This is a genomic window from Pseudomonas hamedanensis, from assembly GCF_014268595.2.
GTDB lineage: Bacteria > Pseudomonadota > Gammaproteobacteria > Pseudomonadales > Pseudomonadaceae > Aquipseudomonas > Aquipseudomonas hamedanensis.
The window spans coordinates 420,762-438,885 of the sequence record NZ_CP077091.1 but is presented as its reverse complement, the minus strand read 5'-3'; the positions used below and the strand labels follow the sequence as shown (position 1 = coordinate 438,885).

The 18,124-nt window shown below is 60.5% G+C and carries 19 protein-coding genes; 9 read left to right on the top strand and 10 right to left on the bottom strand.

Translation table 11 applies throughout. From position 1 onward, the window contains the following. Positions 1-27 precede the first annotated feature (27 nt). Together HU739_RS01940 and HU739_RS01935 are read right to left on the bottom strand one after the other, a co-directional pair. Positions 28-1,326, bottom strand: coding sequence for an Nramp family divalent metal transporter (locus HU739_RS01940; protein ID WP_186551883.1), 1,299 nt, complete (start codon positions 1,324-1,326; stop codon positions 28-30). Between the two features lie 162 nt (positions 1,327-1,488). After that, complete coding sequence (locus HU739_RS01935) at positions 1,489-2,016, bottom strand: chalcone isomerase family protein (RefSeq protein WP_186551855.1); 528 nt, start codon at positions 2,014-2,016, stop codon at positions 1,489-1,491. Positions 2,017-2,160: 144 nt separating this feature from the next. Between HU739_RS01935 and HU739_RS01930 the strand changes: the two genes are divergently transcribed. Beyond that, positions 2,161-2,943: a hypothetical protein gene (locus HU739_RS01930; protein ID WP_186551854.1), complete on the top strand. Its 783-nt coding sequence runs from the start codon at positions 2,161-2,163 to the stop codon at positions 2,941-2,943. 214 nt (positions 2,944-3,157) lie between these two features. Next, on the top strand, positions 3,158-3,715 hold the full coding sequence (locus tag HU739_RS01925) for a DcrB/PsbP domain-containing protein (protein WP_186551853.1): 558 nt from the start codon (positions 3,158-3,160) through the stop codon (positions 3,713-3,715). On the opposite strand, the gene HU739_RS01920 is transcribed toward HU739_RS01925, so the two are convergent. The 4 genes from HU739_RS01920 to HU739_RS01905 all read right to left on the bottom strand — a co-directional run bounded on the left by HU739_RS01920 (position 3,705) and on the right by HU739_RS01905 (position 7,472). Beyond that, a complete protein-coding gene (locus HU739_RS01920) occupies positions 3,705-4,421 on the bottom strand; it encodes an alpha/beta hydrolase (RefSeq protein ID WP_186551852.1) in 717 nt (238 codons plus the stop codon). The two genes, HU739_RS01925 and HU739_RS01920, sit on opposite strands and share 11 nt — an antisense overlap. 182 nt (positions 4,422-4,603) lie before the next feature. Further along, positions 4,604-5,716, bottom strand: coding sequence for a succinylglutamate desuccinylase/aspartoacylase family protein (locus HU739_RS01915; RefSeq protein WP_186551851.1), 1,113 nt, complete (start codon positions 5,714-5,716; stop codon positions 4,604-4,606). 198 nt (positions 5,717-5,914) lie between these two features. Then, entirely contained in the window at positions 5,915-6,694 is a 780-nt protein-coding gene (locus HU739_RS01910) for an ABC transporter substrate-binding protein (RefSeq protein WP_186551850.1), read from the bottom strand. 349 nt (positions 6,695-7,043) lie between these two features. Next, positions 7,044-7,472: a rhodanese-like domain-containing protein gene (locus HU739_RS01905; RefSeq protein WP_186551849.1), complete on the bottom strand. Its 429-nt coding sequence runs from the start codon at positions 7,470-7,472 to the stop codon at positions 7,044-7,046. Between the two features lie 100 nt (positions 7,473-7,572). On the opposite strand from HU739_RS01905, the gene ftrA reads away from it, so the two are divergent. Further along, a complete protein-coding gene (ftrA, locus tag HU739_RS01900; RefSeq protein WP_186551848.1) occupies positions 7,573-8,532 on the top strand; it encodes a transcriptional regulator FtrA in 960 nt (319 codons plus the stop codon). Between the two features lie 306 nt (positions 8,533-8,838). After that, positions 8,839-9,150 (top strand): helix-turn-helix domain-containing protein, encoded by a 312-nt coding sequence (locus HU739_RS01895; RefSeq protein ID WP_186551847.1) that lies wholly within the window; start codon positions 8,839-8,841, stop codon positions 9,148-9,150. Between the two features lie 24 nt (positions 9,151-9,174). Here the strand turns inward: HU739_RS01895 and HU739_RS01890 are convergent, their stop codons facing one another. Next, the gene (locus tag HU739_RS01890; RefSeq protein ID WP_186551846.1) at positions 9,175-9,594 is read right to left on the bottom strand and encodes a hypothetical protein; all 420 of its coding nucleotides are present in this window, start codon (positions 9,592-9,594) and stop codon (positions 9,175-9,177) included. Between the two features lie 33 nt (positions 9,595-9,627). Next, positions 9,628-9,966, bottom strand: coding sequence for an FKBP-type peptidyl-prolyl cis-trans isomerase (locus HU739_RS01885; protein WP_186551845.1), 339 nt, complete (start codon positions 9,964-9,966; stop codon positions 9,628-9,630). Between the two features lie 143 nt (positions 9,967-10,109). On the opposite strand from HU739_RS01885, the gene HU739_RS01880 reads away from it, so the two are divergent. Together HU739_RS01880 and HU739_RS01875 are read left to right on the top strand one after the other, a co-directional pair. Further along, positions 10,110-11,156: a M4 family metallopeptidase gene (locus HU739_RS01880; protein WP_186551844.1), complete on the top strand. Its 1,047-nt coding sequence runs from the start codon at positions 10,110-10,112 to the stop codon at positions 11,154-11,156. A 14-nt stretch (positions 11,157-11,170) separates the two neighbouring features. Continuing rightward, positions 11,171-11,482 (top strand): protealysin inhibitor emfourin, encoded by a 312-nt coding sequence (locus HU739_RS01875; RefSeq protein ID WP_186551843.1) that lies wholly within the window; start codon positions 11,171-11,173, stop codon positions 11,480-11,482. 21 nt (positions 11,483-11,503) lie between these two features. On the opposite strand, the gene HU739_RS01870 is transcribed toward HU739_RS01875, so the two are convergent. Beyond that, complete coding sequence (locus HU739_RS01870) at positions 11,504-11,812, bottom strand: RcnB family protein (RefSeq protein ID WP_186551842.1); 309 nt, start codon at positions 11,810-11,812, stop codon at positions 11,504-11,506. A 931-nt stretch (positions 11,813-12,743) separates the two neighbouring features. On the opposite strand from HU739_RS01870, the gene tcuC reads away from it, so the two are divergent. Together tcuC and HU739_RS01860 are read left to right on the top strand one after the other, a co-directional pair. Beyond that, positions 12,744-14,036 (top strand): MFS transporter, encoded by a 1,293-nt coding sequence (tcuC, locus tag HU739_RS01865; RefSeq protein ID WP_186551841.1) that lies wholly within the window; start codon positions 12,744-12,746, stop codon positions 14,034-14,036. Positions 14,037-14,048: 12 nt separating this feature from the next. After that, complete coding sequence (locus tag HU739_RS01860; RefSeq protein WP_186551840.1) at positions 14,049-14,819, top strand: substrate-binding domain-containing protein; 771 nt, start codon at positions 14,049-14,051, stop codon at positions 14,817-14,819. Here HU739_RS01860 and HU739_RS01855 read toward each other — a convergent pair. After that, entirely contained in the window at positions 14,809-15,723 is a 915-nt protein-coding gene (locus HU739_RS01855) for a LysR family transcriptional regulator (RefSeq protein WP_186551839.1), read from the bottom strand. The two genes, HU739_RS01860 and HU739_RS01855, sit on opposite strands and share 11 nt — an antisense overlap. 249 nt (positions 15,724-15,972) lie before the next feature. On the opposite strand from HU739_RS01855, the gene HU739_RS01850 reads away from it, so the two are divergent. Next, positions 15,973-17,781, top strand: coding sequence for a monovalent cation:proton antiporter-2 (CPA2) family protein (locus tag HU739_RS01850; RefSeq protein ID WP_186551838.1), 1,809 nt, complete (start codon positions 15,973-15,975; stop codon positions 17,779-17,781). The last annotated feature ends 343 nt before the right edge of the window (positions 17,782-18,124 follow it).

Here is an 18,124-nt window from a genome sequence, read left to right as displayed (position 1 = left end):
CCTGTTCAGACACCCCACATCTATGGTTCAAACCACCCACTGCAAAATCAACCAGCTATTCGCCCCGCTGATCACAACAAACAACCCCCACGCCAGCACCCGCGTCGGCCAGCGATTGACAAAAGGCCCCATCAATTGCCGGTCGTTGGTCATGCGGATCAATGGATACAAGGCAAACGGCAGTTGCAGACTCAACACCACCTGACTGAGCACCAGTAATTTGCCGACCGCGCCATCGCCCAACAGCCACACACCGATAAACGCCGGAATCAGCGCCAGCCCACGGGTAATTAGGCGTCGCTGCCAGCACGGGATGCGCAGGTTCAGATAGCCTTCCATGATCACCTGTCCGGCAATGGTCCCGGTGAAGGTCGAACTCTGCCCGGAGGCGAGCAATGCCACGCCGAACAGCACGCTGGCCAGCGCACCGCCAACCAGCGGGTCGAGCAGATGGTAGGCATCCTGGATATCCACCACGTCGGTATGCCCGGACTGGTGAAAGGCTGCGGCGGCGAGGATCAGAATCGCTGCGTTGACCAGCAACGCGAGCGCCAGCGAACCGATGGTATCGATGCGCGCCAGCTTCACCGCGTCCTGCTTGCTCGCCAAGTCCTTGCCGATCGTGCGGGTCTGCACAATCGAGGTGTGCAGATAGAGGTTATGCGGCATTACCGTCGCCCCAAGAATGCCGATCGCCAAGTACAGCGGCGCGGCATCGCTGAGGGCTGACAGCGAGGGTTTGAAACCCTGCGCCACGTCTGGCCAGTACGGTTTGATCAGCAACAGCTCAACGAAAAAGCACACACCGATGGTCGCGACCAGCACCAGCATGATCGCCTCCAGACGGCGGAAACCGCGGTTCTGCAGGGCCAGCACCAGCAGCGTGTCGAACGCTGTCAGGGCAATGCCGAAGGTCAGCGAACAACCGAGCAACAAGTGAAACGCCAGCGCACAGCCGAGTACTTCAGCGAGGTCGGTCGCGATGATCGAGATCTCCGCAAGTCCCCATTGCAGCCGCGCGGTCGGCGTGCTGTAGCGCTCGCGGGACAGCTGCGCCAGGTCGCGCCCAGTGGCGATGCCCAGCCGCGAGCACAGGCATTGCACGACCATCCCCGCCAGGCTCGCCAGCAATACCACGAACAACAGGCTGTAACCAAAACGCGATCCGGCCTCGATGGCCGTCGCCCAGTTGCCCGGATCCATGTAGCCGATCGACACCAGCAAACCGGGTCCGGCGAAGCGCAGCACGCGTTTGAAGAACGAGGCGTTGGGATCGACCGCAACGCTGCCCGCCACTTCCGGCGGGCAAAACGGCGCGGTGGCGATTTTCGGCAAGCTGAATTTCACGAACACATCCAGAAACAAATCGGAAAGACGCAGCTTAGACGTTTCAACCAGAACCTAGAATCAAAAAATCGCAGCCTTCGCCAGCGCCTGCAGGAGAGTGCATTCCATGCAGGAGCTGCCGAAGGCTGCGATCTTTTGATCTTACTGACTTGCCCCCAGCAACTGCTCGCGCAATTGGGGGTCGCGCGTGCGCGGATCCAGCCAGATGTCGAAAAACGCCCGGGCGAACTGCGGATCGTCCACCGCGTGCTGTAACTGCTGACCCACAAAAAAATGCGCGCCCTGCCCCGGCAGATAGACGCCGGTAATGCGCGTGCCGGCCTGCACATCGATAAACGCTTGCTCCATCTGACGCTGCCAGCCGGCCAGTTGCGCAGGGCTGACGCCAGGGCCCGCCAGACGTTTTATTTCATCGACACTGGCCTTGACCAGTTCGTCCCGGGACAGCGAGCGCCGGTAGATCAGTTCCAGCGCGAAGGGTTGCCCTGGCGCCAGCGGCTGCGCGGCACTCCACAGGCGCGCGCTGTAGACATCGAAGCCCCAGACACTGAAATCACCGCTGCCGATGATGCGTGCGCCCGGCACAGCGTCCTGCCAATTGGCCCAGGCCGGCATCAGCAACAAGGCCCACACGCCGATGCCGGACAGGACCTTCAGTGTTCTGCTCATTGCGTTATCGACTCCGGCATGCCCTGACAGTCGGAGCATAGCCGATTCGATGCCTGAACTTTGTATACAAAAACCGCACACATAGGCAGCAATCTTCAGTCGGCAATGCTAACGTGGCTCACCCCACCCGACGGAGACACCTGCATGCTGATCCTCAAACTGCTGCTGATTCCCGGATTTCTGCTGCTGATTTCCCTGGCAGGCAAACGTTGGGGGCCGAGCGTGGCCGGTTGGCTGTCGGGGTTGCCGGTGGTGGTCGGGCCGATTCTGTTTTTCCTCGCCATTGAACAGGGACCGCAATTTGCCGCGCAATCGGCGGTGGCGGCGCTGTCGGCAATGTTCGCGATGATTGCGTTCTGCATCACTTACGCGCAGGTCGCGCAACGGGCGAACTGGCCTTTGGCATTGATGGTTTCACTGGCGGTTTGGGGCATGCTGGCGCTGGTGCTGTCCGTGATTCCGGCATCTTTGCCGTTCTCGGTAATTGCGGCGGCGGTGGCGCTACTCGCTTCGCCTTATTTGTTCCCTGAGGTGCAGCCGATATTGAACGGGCCAGCGCCGAAGTCGGACAAACTGATCTGGCGGATGATTGCCGGTGCAGCGCTGACGCTGGTGGTGACGATGCTCGCCAGCACCGTCGGTGAACGCTGGAGCGGCCTGCTCGCGGTGTTTCCGGTGCTGGGCAGCGTCATGGCAGTGTTCTCGCAACAGACACGCGGACCGGCATTTACCGCTGCATTATTGCGCGCAACCGCGACCGGCATGTATTCGTTTTCGGCGTTCTGCCTGGTGTCAGCCTTGACGTTGCCAAGCATGGGCCTCAGCGGTTTTGCAGTGGGAGTGGCGGTGTCGGTGGCGATGCTCGGGGTGACGCGCAAACTGCTGGCCAGACCCGCCCCGGCCAAAACTCCGCCCACTCGAGCTTGAACATTTCTGTGGCGAGGGAGCTTGCTCCCGCTGGGTAGCGAAGCGCCCCCAAACCATCCGACCCAATACATCTGACGCACCACGGCGCTGCGCACTGGAGCGCGAGCTTGCTCCCTCGCCACAGTTGCCTCTTGTCCAGATGAGCCGGGCTGGAGTGATCGCGCTCTGCGTGGGATGATCGCCCGCCTCGCACGACCATTCCCCGGAGATTCACATGTCATTGCTGAGCAGAAAAGCCGCCGTCCTGTTGTTGGCGACTGTCGCCGGTCTCGGTGCGATCAACGCGCACGCTGCCAGGGAAAAAGTCAAAACCGAGAAAGTCTCGATGCTCGACGGCAAGCTCACCTTTGTCCTGCCCAAGGGCTTTGTCGCTGAGCCGCTGCCAGCCAGCCCCAGTGGCGCCAAGGGCACGATGTACACCAACCAGACCACAAAAACCGTGGTCATCACCGCCGAAAACCAGATTCCCGCCGGGCAGAACGTCAAGGACAACGACGGTGAGTTCCTCGATGGCAGCGTGTCGAGTTTCATCGAAGATCAACGCAAGGCCCTGCCGGATTTCAACAAGCTCAGCGAAAAGAGCCTGACCCAGAAAGGCACCGGCCTGGGCCTGCGTCAGGTTGACAGCACCGCCACGCAGGGCGGCGGCCAGACCCTCAACACCACGTTGATGGCCGGCTCCGGGACGAAGATGGCGCTGGTTCAGGTGATCTCCCGGGCCAGCGACAAGAAGGCCCACGACGCCTTAGTGAAAACCATCGTCAAGGATTGAGCCGCTGCAACCAGCCATTCAAGTCGCGCAGCTCGGCCGCACTGATGCTGTGGCCGACGCCGGGATAAGCGTGGAACTCGGGCTTGTAATCGAGTTTCTGCAACAGTGCATCGGCTTCCGTGCCGTGGCGATAAGGCACCGGATCGTCTGCGGTGCCGTGGCCGATGAAAACATGCACCGGCAGCGGCGGCTGCCCTGGCTTCAGTTCGCTTTTCAGCACGGGCAAGAGACGCCCGCTCAACGCCGCGAACCCGCCCACGATGGCGGGCGGGCGCAAGCCCACTTCGTAGCTCATCATCGCGCCCTGGCTGAAGCCGACCAGGTACACCTTGTCCGTGGTCGTGTGGTATTTCTTCGCCGCCTGAGCAATGAAGTGACGCAGTTTCTCGCCGCTGGCCTTCAGATCGTCGGTCTCGCCGTTGTAGGCGCCTTCGCCTTTTTTGCGAAACCACTGGTAACGCCCTTCGCCCAACGCCATCGGCGCCTGCACCGACAGGTAGTTGTACTGCGCCGGTAGCTGAAATTTCATACCGATGAGGTCGGCCTCGTTACTGCCGTAGCCGTGCAGAAAAATCACCAGCGGACGCGGCTCGGCGTCGGCGTGGACCTGTTCGAGGTACTTGAGCGGCAGGTCGGTTTGCAGGGTGGTCTGGGCGTGGACGGCGGTGGATGCGAGCAAGGTCAGCAGGGCGAATATTTTCAGCATTGGAGCGTTCCTTCACAGAGTGTCGGGTTCGCGGGTGAGCCTAACATCTTGGGGCGCAGATCCGAATCTTGCGGTGTTGCGCAGGTCCTTTTCGCGAGCAGGCTCGCTCCTACAGTTGAAATGCGTTCCCCTGTAGGAGCGAGCCTGCTCGCGAAGAGGCCCGCACCTTCACCCACACGCTGTCAGTCGTTGGTCAGCTTCCCGGTGCGAAACGCCACCCGCCCCGCCACTTTCGCCTGCCAGATCCCCGGTTCGGTATAACGCCCGCGATCAATCGCAAACAACACGCCGCTGGTGCCGGCGCGCACGGTGGTCACGCGATCCTGCAAGGGATCGACCACCTCGAACAGCGCGTCACCCTGCTCTACCCACTCACCGGCATTGCGCAAGAAACTCACCACGCCATGGTGCGGCGCGAACAGGTATTCGGTGCCTTCGAACGGCAGGCCTTCACAGCACTCGCTCGGCGCTGCCGGCCATTCACCACTGATCAAGCCCTGCTCGGCAAGAAAGCCAAGAATCGCTTCGCAATTGGCCCGGGCCTGATCGACGCGGGTGTCGCCCATGCTGCCCAGCTCCAGCGTGGTCGCCAGATTCGCCGGCGGAATCGCCGCGTTCGGGAATGATTTGGCCAGACGCAACCACGGCGTCGAGCAGGACTCATCGAACGAGCTGCCGCCGGAATCTTCGCAGAGCAACGCTACGCCCGCTTGCAGCCGCGCGGCCAGCGATTGCCACTGCGGCCAGTGCTGCGGCAGCGCGTAGAGGTGAATCGCAGCGTCAAAGTCGCAATGCAAATCGAGGGTGATGTCGGCGTCGCATGCGTGGCGCAGCAGCAGTCGATGCAGAGCCTCCAGTTGCGAGGCCGGCGCCGGCAATTCAGCAAACACCTGCCCCATGGCCTCGCGGATCAACGCCACGTTGGCCTCGGCATCCGCGCCCAGACGCTCACCAACCAAAGCGGCAACCGGGGCACTGAGTTCGACGAAGGCGCGGTTGAAATTCTTGCCGCTGCCCAGTTCGAAACGGCCCATGTGATTGCCTTGCAGGTGCTGGTCCAGGCCGATCGGGTTGGCCACCGGCACCAACTCGATGACGCCCTGCAGGCGGCCCTGCTGTTCAAGCTCGTTCAGGCGTTGCTTGAGCTCCCACGCGGTGCGCATGCCTGGCAGTTCATCGGCGTGCAGGCTGGCCTGGATGTACGCTTTGCGGTTGCCGGTGCCGTAACGGAACACACTGAGCGAGCGCTCGCTGCCCAAGTGGCTCCAGGGCAGGACATGGTCAATGCGTTGCATGGGAAACTCCTTGCTGTCTGGATCACGCAGATCCCCTGTAGGAGTGAGCCTGCTCGCGACAGCGGTTCGTCAGTCAACGATGATGTTGGATGGTAAACCGCTATCGCGAGCAGGCTCACTCCTACAGGGGATCGGTGAATTTAGAGTGCAAAAAAAGTGGCCACCGCGCAAACGGGGGCCACTTTTTTCTACGGTCTATTAATGGCCGTACACGTCAAAGTCGAAGTACTTGTCTTGCACTTTCTTGTACTCGCCATTGGCGCGGATTTCGGTGATGGCTTTGTTGAACTGCTCGGCCAGCGCGGTATCGCCCTTGCGCACTGCGATGCCGGCGCCGCCGCCGAAGTACTTGGCGTCTTCGTAAGTCGGGCCGACGAATTCGAAGCCTTTACCGGCGTCGGTTTTCAGGAAACCGTCGCTGAGGTTGACCGAGTCGGCCAGCATCGCGTCCAGACGACCCGAGGTGATGTCCAGGTTGGCTTCCTGCTGCGAGCCGTAGCGCACCAGTTCGATCCCGGCCGGGACCAGCACTTCGGTGGCGTAACGGTCATGAGTACTGGCGCGCAGCACGCCGACTTTCTTGCCCTTGAGTTCGGTCAGCGGGTCTTTGACGCCCGAGCCAGCCTTCATCACGAAGCGCGCCGGGGTGTGGTAGTACTTGATGGTGAAATCGACGTTTTTCTTGCGGTCATCGGTGATGGTCATCGACGACAGAATCGCGTCGATTTTCTTCACTTTCAGTGCCGGGATCAGGCCATCGAACTCTTGCTCGACCCAGGTGCATTTGACGTTCATCTGTGCGCACAGCGCATCGCCGATATCGACGTCGAAACCGGTCAGTTTGCCGTCAGGGGTTTTCATCGAGAATGGCGGATACCCGGCTTCGATACCGATGCGGATCGGCTTGGCGTCTGCAGCCACCGCGGTCAAGGACAACATCGACAGTGCCAGGGCACCGAACATCACTAGCTTTTTCATTTATTACTCCCGTGCGGAGGCTTTTATTGGCAGCTTTCGATTCAGCGTTCGGCGATGGCTTTTTAACAGCAAACACCGAAGTGGCCGGCAGTCTATGGCGCCGCGCACGGAGGCAATTGTCTTTAAGCGACAAATACTTACAGAAGATCGGCGGACCCATTGACCGAAGTCAACGCGTGCGCCGCAGTGGTGCAAAGGCTGTAGGACAGGACCTTTATTCGCGCAGGAAAAACACAACGGACATGCAAATTGTGGCGAGGGAGCTTGCTCCCGCTGGGTCACGCAGCGGCCCCCATGATTTTACGACCGCTGCGCAGCCGAGCGGGAGCAAGCTCCCTCGCCACAAGTATCAGCATGCGCAGGCGACAGGTGTGTTGGCGACCGACGCCACGCTCAGCTTGAAGCCTTCGTCCAGCCATCCCGTCACGCCGCCGATCATCTCCTTGACCGGGTAGCCCAGCGCCGCCAGTTTCACGGCCGCCTTGTTCGCGCCGTTGCAATGCGGGCCGGCGCAATAGACCACGAACAGGGTATTTTTCGCATAGTCCGCCAGGCTTTCGACCGTCAACAACCGCGTCGGAATATTGATCGCCCCCGGCACATGCCCGCGCTCGAAGGCCAACGGTCCGCGCACATCGACCAGAACAAAATCAACCTCACCGGCTTCCTGGCTACTGAAGACGTCGGAACAATCGGTTTCGAAAGTCAGACGATTGCTGAAATGCATCAGGGCGATGGCCGACGGGGCTGCGGGAATAGTACGAACAAGGCTGGTCATGGGGTATTGCTCCTATGTCTGCGGGTGTAAACAGACTTTATCGAGCCGCCGCCTGGCGCTACAGTGGCGCACAAGACACCGACCGGGAACTTTCCGCCAAATGCCGACTTCACCAGGACTGGTTACGATTCTGGCCTACGATGGCCTCTGTACGTTTGAGTTCGGCATCGCCGTGGAGATCTTCGGCCTGGCCCGGCCGGAGTTCGACTTCCCTTGGTACGACCACGCGATTGCCGCCGTCGACCAAGGCCCGATGCGCGCCATGGGCGGTATTCAGGTAATGGCTGATGGCGGCCTGGAACTGCTCGCCGCAGCGCGTACCATTGTCATTCCCGGCTGGCGCGACCGTAACGCGCCGGTGCCGCCAGCACTGATCGAGGCGTTGCGTCAGGCGCATGCCCGCGGTGCGCGTTTGCTGTCGATCTGCTCCGGAGTATTTGTCCTTGCGGCCAGCGGTTTGCTCGACGGCCATCGCGCTACCACGCATTGGCGCTACGCCGCCGAACTGGCGCAACGCTTCCCGGCCATCGAGGTCGATCCCGACGTGCTGTACGTCGACGCCGGTCAGCTGATCACTTCGGCAGGCAGCGCGGCCGGCATAGACGCTTGCCTGCACCTGGTGACGCGTGACTTCGGCACGCAGATCGCAAACGCCGTGGCACGGCGACTGGTCATGTCGCCGCAGCGCACCGGCGGTCAGGCGCAGTTCATCCCCACGCCCGTCAGCCCGACACCGCGCAGCGACCTGTCGCGAGTCATGCAATGGGCCCGCGAACGCCTGCACGAACCGCTGGAAGTGCGCGATCTGGCCAGTGAAGCGGCAATGAGCGAGCGCACCTTTCTGCGGCGCTTCACCGAAGCCAGCGGCCAATCGCCCAAGGCGTGGCTGCAACATGAACGCCTCGCGCGGGCGCGAGAATTACTGGAAAGCACCCACCAACACACCGAGCAAATCGCCCAACGCTGCGGCTATCGTTCGGTGGAGAGTTTTCGTGTGGCGTTTCGCAGCGTGGTGGGCGTGCCGCCATCGGTTTATCGGGAGCGATTTGGGCGGGGTTGAACACCAGTTCCTGAGGTGAATTTGAAGGCATCTTCGCGATCGAGCCTGCTCTCACTTTTTAAATGCGCTGCCCCTGTGGGAGCGAGCCTGCTCGCGAAGGCGTAAGAAAAAACGCAGCATTATTCCAGCACCAGCCATGAGCTACAGCGTCTTGCGCCTTTGCCTACAACTTCGCCCGAATTCGCTGGCTTGTACGGGTTAGCGCTCGCCCGTAAGTTGATTTGTATTGCTGATTGGTCAGTGATCTGCACTGCACGCTTACAGATTCAACCTACGCTTCACCACTAACCCGGAATAAATCCCTCCATGAATGATCATCAAACATCCTCCCCGCGCTTCTTGAGCATATGGGATGCACTGGAAGACACGCCTCGGGAAGCGGCCAATATGCGTTTGCGAGCCAAGCTCATGCGCTCGCTTTGCGAGACCATTCGAGCGTGGGAGCTGCCTCAGAAAGACGCTGCACAGAGATTGGTAATCTCGCAGCCGCGCCTCAATGATGTACTCAACGGGAAAATCGACAAGTTTTCGCTGGACGCTCTGGTCAACCTCTCGGCTGCGGCAAAGCTGGAGGTGGATATTTGCTTTCCGTCAGGCTCACCATTGCAGTGGGCCTGACAAGCGATCTGCTGAGGATCGTCGTCAGTTAACCTGAATGCGGAAGTCAGCGAGGATAAAGGACGTGTGGGCGCGGAGGTAAACGTCGACGTCACCCAGCGTATGCAATGGTCCGCTGGATGACTTGGCACTGTCCCTATCGTCCTGACGAACCACCGTTACGGTATACACCCCTTCCCTTCGAACCAAGGTCCCGGTGGTCTTGATTATCCTTCCATTCTGCTGAGCAAAGGAGCTCACGCTTATCGGCTTGGCCTGGAGGTCCTGAGCCACCTTCGCCTTGAGCTTTTTGCGCTTGCCAAGCAACTCCGTGCTAACCACCCAACTCCCCACTCCCGCTGCAACGGACAAGATATACATGTAGTTGTAGTTCGATCTGCCACGCGTTCCATGCTTTTCAACCAACCAATCGGTCACTTGCGAAACGACTTGCCAAATATCCATCAGATTTATTCCCAAGCGTAAAGGCAGTTAACCTCAATCCTCTCGCGTCAAAACCTCCAGCAACTCTATCTCGAACAGCAGATTCGAATTCGGCGGAATCTTGCCCATGGTCCGCTCGCCATAACCCAGATGCGCCGGCACCAACAATTTGCGTTTGCCGCCCACCTGCATACCCATCAAGCCTTGATCCCAGCCTTTGATAACCCGACCAGTGCCGATCACGCACTGAAATGGTTTGCCCCGGCTCCAGGACGAATCGAATTCAGTGCCGTCTTCCAGCCAGCCTGTGTATTGAGTGGTAATCAGCGCACCCTTGACCGCGGCGTTGCCGGTGCCTGGCTGCAGGTCGATGATTTGCAGTTCGTTTGTCATGTTGGTTAACTCATTCACGATGGCCCGGTCGGGCGCGGATGGCGTTTTTCGCAGAATCCGTCGACGATGGCAATCCATGGAACCGAAAACACACGTTGCCGCTCACATGTGTATCGACATCGTATGACGACAAGGATGCTTTGATGACCGACTCTCGATTGCTGCGCAGTTTCATCCCGCCCTACATCCTCAACCGCATCATTGCTCACGGTTCGGAGCCGCAGCGCAACGCCGCGATGCAGACGCTCAATCATGTGCGCAGTCTGTTGCCCAACCCCGGCCGCCCTTCCCAGCCGCCGGCGCGCGCGGTTCTGCCGCAGGCGAGCAAACCCGGGCTGGCCCGGCGCAGCGTGCATGATGCACAAAACAAAATGCTCCTGCCGGGCATGCCGGTGCGCCTCGAAGGCCAGCCGCCGTCAGGCGATCCGGCGGTCGATGAGGCCTACGATGCGTTGGGCGCCAGCTATGATTTCTTCTGGAAAGTGCTCGCTCGTGATTCGATCGACAATCAGGGATTCGCCCTGATTGGCAGCGTGCATTACGGCCAGGGCTACGAGAATGCTTTCTGGAACGGCGCGCAAATGGTCTTCGGTGACGGCGACGGTGAAATCTTCCAGCGCTTCACCCGTTCGCTGGACGTCATTGCCCACGAACTGGCGCACGGCGTCACGGAGAGCGAGGCGGGGCTGATTTACGCCAACCAGTCCGGCGCGTTGAACGAGTCGCTGTCGGATGTGTTTGGCGTGCTGACCAAGCAATACACCCTCGGGCATACGGTCGAACAAGCCGATTGGCTGATCGGCGCCGATCTGCTGATGCCAAAGATTCAGGGCAAAGGCCTGCGCTCTATGTCGCACCCCGGCACGGCGTACGATGACCCGTTGCTGGGCAAGGATCCGCAACCGGATCACATGCGCAAGTTCGTCATCACCAGCGAAGACAATGGCGGCGTGCACATCAATTCCGGCATTCCCAATCGCGCGTTTTATCTGGCAGCCCGCGCCTTTGGCGGATTTGCGTGGGAGAAAGCCGGACGAGTCTGGTACGACACGCTGTGCGATGACCGCTTGAACCAGGACGCAACGTTCGACGCATTTGCCAAACTGACGATCGACCACGCCGGCCAGCGCTTCGGCGCCGAAGCAGCCGACGCAGTGCAGCAAGCCTGGGCACAGGTCGGCATCGAATAATCCGAGGAGGCTGTATGAAAACGCTACCCGAGTTAGGCGACGATTCCGTTTTGCGAGTATCTCGCCAGGGTGGCGTTGCAGCAATCCACAGCCTGAGCCGTCCACGCGAAATCGAATTCGCGCAATGCGACATCAGTCAGCGCTCAAGGATTTGCTCGGTGCTGGAGGGTTGTTTGCCGCTGGACACCCGCGAATCCGGCCGTGGCGATCAACGCTTCTATCAGATTGAGGTGCGCTATCAGTCCGGAGAAATGGTGCTGAAGGTGCCGGAGGATCAGGCGCCGGGGGAGCTGGTGCATCTCTGGGACAAGGGGGAGCTGTTGTAGACGCCCCCCCGGCATTTCGGCCTATCGCTCGACCGGCTGCATCTCGACAATCGTGCCATTGGTGATCATCACCATCACGTACTTGTCATTGATCTGCACCCACTGCGCCTGCTCGATCGGTGCTTTCAGACCTTTGGCTTTCCAGTTCTTCAGAGCCTTGTCTTCGCGCTGATACATCTCCGGCGCGCGGTCGTTGACCTTCAGCTGACGGTCGCTGGTCGGCGATTGCACGGAGGGGTCGCTGGAGGTTTGCGCCGCTTGAACAATGGGCGTGATCCCGGCGATGCCGGCGACAAGGGCCAGGCTGGCAATGAGGGTTTTGCTGTTCATCGGTGAACCTCTTTCAGATAGGTAGTACCTGAACTCCGACTGCGCGGCGCGGGAAACATTCCTTGTTTTTTGCCGGAGATGGACGTTAGAGAGCTTTGTCCATCAGACCGCCATCGCTGGCAAGCCAATTCCCACACGGATTGTGTTACACCACAATTTTTGACCTGAACTCCGGTCCCTGTAGGAGTGAGCCTGCTCGCGATAGCGTCCGACCAGCCGATGTCACTGCCGCCTGACCCACCGCCATCGCGAGCAGGCTCACTCCTACAGTTTGAATCGAGTACATCAGCGAGAACAGGTCGGCTGTCGGGCCGCCTTCGCGAGCAGGCTCGCTCCCACATAAAAGCAAAGCAGCGCAGTTGCCCGCGGCAAAGCCGCCCCACTCAACAATGAGCGCAAGCTCGAGTACTGCTTTTGATCTTGATCCACGGGCGACGTCGGAAGGCTGAGTGGAGGGATTGATCCGGGCGTGGGAGCGCAGCGACCGTTCGACGAAGTCGAACACAGCGCAAGGAGGTGCAGCGAAGCAAACCGGAAACGCTGCGCCCGGATCAATCCCGGAGCGAAGGAACCCGAGCCCGCGAGGGCCGAACGCAGGAGCAAGCCTTTTTGGTTACTTTTTTCTGGGCCGGCATTCCGGGCGTCTGGAAAAAGTGACCCGCCGTAAGGGCGGAACCCTAAGCCGCCCTGACCGCAGAAACGGATATGTACCCCGTCCGCCAGAACAAATCACCGCCTGATGCGACGCCTTCGCGTGCAGGCTCGCTCCCACATATGCGCCAAGCCCTGAAGCCATTGATCCGCCCCACGCATCAATCCATGCCAATAATGCAATTAACAGATTGTTACATCTACGCCACCATCCACCTCAATAAAAACCGTGCGCCGCCTCTCCGTAGCGCACGTCATAAAAGCGGTGGAGTACTTTTCTATGACAGCCTCAATCCCACAGAGCGGCTCGCGGGCCGGTGCCATTTTCCGGGTGACCTCGGGCAACTTCCTCGAACAGTTCGACTTCTTTCTGTTCGGCTTCTACGCCACGCAGATCGCGGCGGTGTTCTTCCCGGCGAGCAGTGAGTTCGCTTCCCTGATGATGACCTTTGCCGTGTTCGGCGCGGGCTTTTTGATGCGGCCGCTGGGCGCCATCGTGCTCGGTGCGTACATCGATGATGTCGGTCGGCGCAAAGGTCTGATCGTCACCCTGTCGATCATGGCCAGCGGCACGATATTGATTGTGCTGGTGCCCGGATACGAAACCATCGGCCTGTTCGCTCCGGCGCTGGTATTGATCGGACGCCTGTTGCAGGGCTTCTCGGCCGGTGCGGAACTCGGTGGTGTATCGGTGTACCTGGCCGAGATCGCCACGCCGGGCCGCAAAGGCTTCTTCACGGCCTGGCAGTCGGCCAGTCAGCAAGTGGCGATCATCGTGGCTGCCGCGCTGGGCTACGGTCTGAATCAGTGGATGGAACCGCAAGCGGTGGCCGATTGGGGCTGGCGGATTCCGTTTTTCGTCGGCTGCATGATCGTCCCGTTCATTTTTTTCCTGCGCCGAAATCTGGCGGAAACCGAAGAATTCACCGCGCGCAAACATCGCCCGAGCATGCGCGAAGTATTCCGCACCTTGGGCCAGAACTGGGGCGTGGTGCTCGGCGGCATGTTGATGGTTGCGCTGACCACCACAGCGTTCTATTTGATTACCGTGTACGCGCCGACCTTCGGCAAAACCGTGCTGCACCTGAGCACTTCCGATGCCCTGCTGGTGACGCTGCTGGTCGGCGTTTCGAACTTCTTCTGGCTGCCGATTGGCGGCGCGTTGTCCGACCGCATCGGCCGTCGCCCGGTGCTGATCGCCATGTCATTACTGGCGCTGGCCACGACTTATCCGGCGCTGTCGTTCCTGGTGCAGGCGCCGAGTTTCACCCACATGCTGCTGTCGCTGTTGTGGCTGTCGTTTATTTACGGCCTGTACAACGGCGCGATGATTCCAGCGCTGACTGAAATCATGCCAGTGGAAGTGCGCGTCGCCGGTTTCTCGCTGGCCTACAGCCTGGCCACGGCGATTTTCGGCGGCTTCACCCCGGCGATGTCGACCTTCCTGATCCAGTACACCGGCGACAAAGCCGCGCCGGGTTACTGGATGAGCATCGGTGCGTTGTGCGCCCTGTGCGCCACGCTTTATCTGTACCGCCGTGCCGGTGGTCGTCTGCAACCTGTCGCGGCCTGAGGAAAACTCGCCATGAAAAAGCTATTTACGGTCACCGCCCTGCTCGCCGGCCTTGCGTTTAACCTCGCGGCCCAGGCCGAAGAACTGAGCGTGATGACCTCCGGCGGCTTCACCGCTGCCTATAAAATCCTCGGCCCGAAATTCGCCGCAGCCACCGGCAACACCCTGACCACCAGCCTTGGCCCGTCGATGGGCAAGGCACCGGAAGCGATCCCCAATCGCCTGGCGCGGGGTGAGCATGCGGACGTGGTGATCATGGTCGGCTACGCCCTTGATGAGCTGATCAAACAGGGCAAGGTCGACCCGGCGTCTCGCGTCGAGCTGGCCGATTCGCGGATCGGCATGGTGGTGCGTGAAGGCGCGCCGAAACCGGACATCAGCAGTGTGGACGGCCTGAAGAAAACCCTGCTCGACGCGCAGTCGGTGGCCTACTCCGACAGCGCCAGCGGCGTGTACATCGAGCAGCAATTGTTCAAGAAACTCGGCATCGAAGATCAGTTGAAACCGAAGGCGAAAATGATTGCGAAGATTCCGGTGGGCTCGGTGGTTGCCACGGGCGACTATCAACTGGGCTTTCAGCAGGTCAGCGAATTGTTGCCGGTGCCGGGTGTGAGTTTCGTCGCGAAGATCCCGGAATCGGTGCAGTCGGTGACGCGTTTCGCCGCTGGCATCCTGGTCAAGGCCCAACATCCAGAAGAAGCCAAGGCCCTGCTCGCTTATCTTGCCGCACCGGCCGCTCAAGCTGACGTGCAAGCCACCGGGCTGGACTCGGTCAAGCGTTGATCGATGGCGGCTGCACGCGCATTTCCACGACCAGCCGCTCCAGTTCCAACGCCGCCGGGGTCAGCGTGCGATCCCGGCGCTTGATAATGCCGACGCTGCGCATCACCTGCGGCGCGGTCAGCGGCACCCGCGTCAGGATCGGATGATCCGGCCCGGGCATCGCCATCAGCGGCACCGCCGCCACGCCCAACCCCGCCTCCACCAGGCCGATCATGGTCGTCACATGCCGCGTCTCACAGATGCTCTGACGCTGCGGCACCACCCCGCCCAAGGCCTGATCAAGCAGAAAGCGATTGCCCGAGGTTTTGTCCAGCGCGATGTAGTCCTGCTGATAAAACTCGTCCCACGTCACACTGCTGCGCCCTGCCAGCGGATGATCGCGACGGCAGGCGACAACGTAGCACTCCTGCACAAGCGGTTCGAACTCGACTTTGGCATCCTGCGTGCCGAGAAAACTCAGACCGAAATCCGCCTCGCCATTGACTACCGCGCTCAGCACATCGTGAGCGCTGGAATCGAGGACTTTGACTTTGATTCGCGGAAACTGCTGGTGATAACGCGCTACCACCCGCGGCATGAAGTAGTACGCCGCCGAGGGCACACAGGCGACGGTGACGTGGCCCAATCGCGTCGAGGCGACTTCGCTGATGCCGAGCAAGGCAATGTCGAGATCGTCCAGCAACCGCTCGACGCTTGGCATGAAGCCGCGCCCGGCCTGGGTCAGGCTGACCTTGCGCGTGGTGCGCTCGAACAGTTTCACGCCGAGGGCGTCTTCAAGCTTTTCGATGCGTCGGCTCAGCGCCGGTTGCGACAGGCGTACGGTGTCGGCGGCCTTGCGGAAACTGCCCTGCTCGACCACGGCGCGAAAGGCTTGCAGGTCGTTGAGGTCGAAGTTAATGGCCATGACGCTTCCGTGGATTGATTCGCAGGGGTTATAAATGTAACCAATTGATGCAAATTATTACAGCAACACCGAAAATCCCCTGTAGGAGTGAGCCTGCTCGCGATAGCGGTGTGTCAGTCACCGATCATGTCGACTGATATACCGCTATCGCGAGCAGGCTCACTCCTACAGGGAATCTCACTGGATCTGAAATTGGATCAACCCTTATCCTTGTCGCCCCCCGCCGTACCCGTAGTCAGGAGTCTTTCCATGCCCCATGAAGGCAATCTGTTGCAAGCCGCTGTCGTGTTTCTGTTCGCGGCGGTGCTCACCGTGCCTTTGGCCAAACGCCTGCAACTGGGCGCAGTGCTCGGTTATTTGTTCGCCGGGGTGATCATCGGCCCATCGGTGCTGGGCCTGATCGGCAACCCGCAGAGCGTTGCGCATATTTCCGAACTGGGCGTGGTGCTGCTGCTGTTTATCATCGGCCTGGAATTGTCGCCGCGACGCTTATGGGTGATGCGCAAATCGGTGTTCGGCGTCGGGCTGGCGCAGGTGCTGCTGACCGCGTCGGTGATCGGCGTGCTGGCCTTGTCGGTGTTTGGCCAACCGTTGAACAGCGCGATTGTGCTGGGCCTGGGTCTGGCGCTGTCCTCCACGGCGTTTGGCCTGCAAAGCCTTGCCGAGCGCAAGGAACTGACCAGCCCCCACGGGCGCCTGGCGTTTGCCATTCTGCTGTTCCAGGACATTGCCGCGATCCCGTTGATCGCCTTGGTGCCGATGCTCGCCGGCGTCGACCATCACACCAGCACCGCCGACGATATCCGTCACAGTTTGCAGGTGCTCGGCGGTATTGCGGTGGTGGTGATCGGCGGTCGTTATTTGCTGCGCCCGGTGTTCCGCGTGGTGGCGAAAACCGGTCTGCCGGAGGTGTCCACCGCCACGGCGTTGCTGGTGGTGATTGGCACGGCGTGGTTGATGGACCTGGTCGGTGTATCCATGGCGCTGGGGGCGTTTCTCGCCGGGCTGCTGCTGGCGGATTCGGAATATCGCCATGAGCTGGAAGCGCAGATCGAACCGTTCAAAGGCCTGCTGCTCGGGCTGTTTTTCATCAGCGTCGGCATGGGCGCCAATCTCAGCCTGTTGCTCAGCGCGCCGATCACCGTGTTGGGCCTGACCCTGTTGCTGATCGGCCTGAAATTGCCGCTGCTGTTTGTCGTCGGGCGTCTGGCCGGTGGTTTGAATAAAGTCAGTGCGATTCGCCTCGGTATCGTCCTCGCGGCCGGTGGTGAGTTTGCCTTTGTGGTGTTCAAGATCGGTCGCGATCAGGGCTTGTTCGAGCCGCGTCTGTATGACTTGCTGGTGTTGACCATCACCTTGTCGATGGCAGTGACGCCGCTGCTGCTGTTGGTCTGCGCGCGTCTGGTCAGCCCGAAAGTGCAGCCGGTGGAAGTGCCGGAGCAGTTCCGCCAGATCGACACCGACGCGCCACGCGTGGTGATCGCCGGCATGGGCCGGATGGGCCAGATCGTGGCGCGGATCCTGCGCGCGCAGAACATCAAATTCGTCGCGCTGGACACCTCGGTGGAAACCATCGAACTGTCGCGCAGCTTCGGCGGCGTGCCGGTGTTCTACGGCGACCCGATGCGCCCGGAAATCCTCCACGCGGCGAAGGCCGGCGAGGCAGAGTATTTTGTGATCGCCACGGACGATCCGGAAACCAACATCAAGACCGCCGAAGTGGTGCACAAACTCTATCCGCACATGAAAATCATCGCCCGTGCGCGTAACCGTCAGCACGTGCATCGCTTGGTTGACGTCGGTGCGGAGGCGATTCGCGAAACCTATTACTCCAGCCTGGAAATGAGCCGGCGTACATTGGTTGGCCTTGGTCTCACCCAAGCCCAGGCGGATGCGCGGATCAAGCGTTTCAAGCATCACGACGAACAGGTGCTGGAGGCGCAACACGCCGTTTACGACGACGCCGCCAAAGTCCTGCAGACCGCCCAGGAAGCGCGGGCGGAACTGGCCAAACTGTTTGAGTCGGATCAGCTCGAAGAGCAAGCGCGCAACAGCTGATCCTGCCTTGCACAGATCCACATGTGGGAGCGAGCCTGCTCGCGAAAGCGTCGTGTCAGTAACACTTCAATAACTGACAGATTGCCTTCGCGGGCAAGCCCGCTCCCACAGTGGTCGAGTCGAACCCATTTTCGTGTACGACATAAAACCCTGTGGGAGCGAGCCTGCTCGCGAAAGCGTCGTGTCAGCTAACACTTCAATAACTGACAGATTGCCTTCGCGGGCAAGCCCGCTCCCACAGTGGTTGAGTCGAACCGACTTTGGCGTGCGACATAAAATCCTGTGGGAGCGGCCTTGCTCGCGAAAGCGTCGTGTCAGCTAACACTTCAATGACTGACAGATT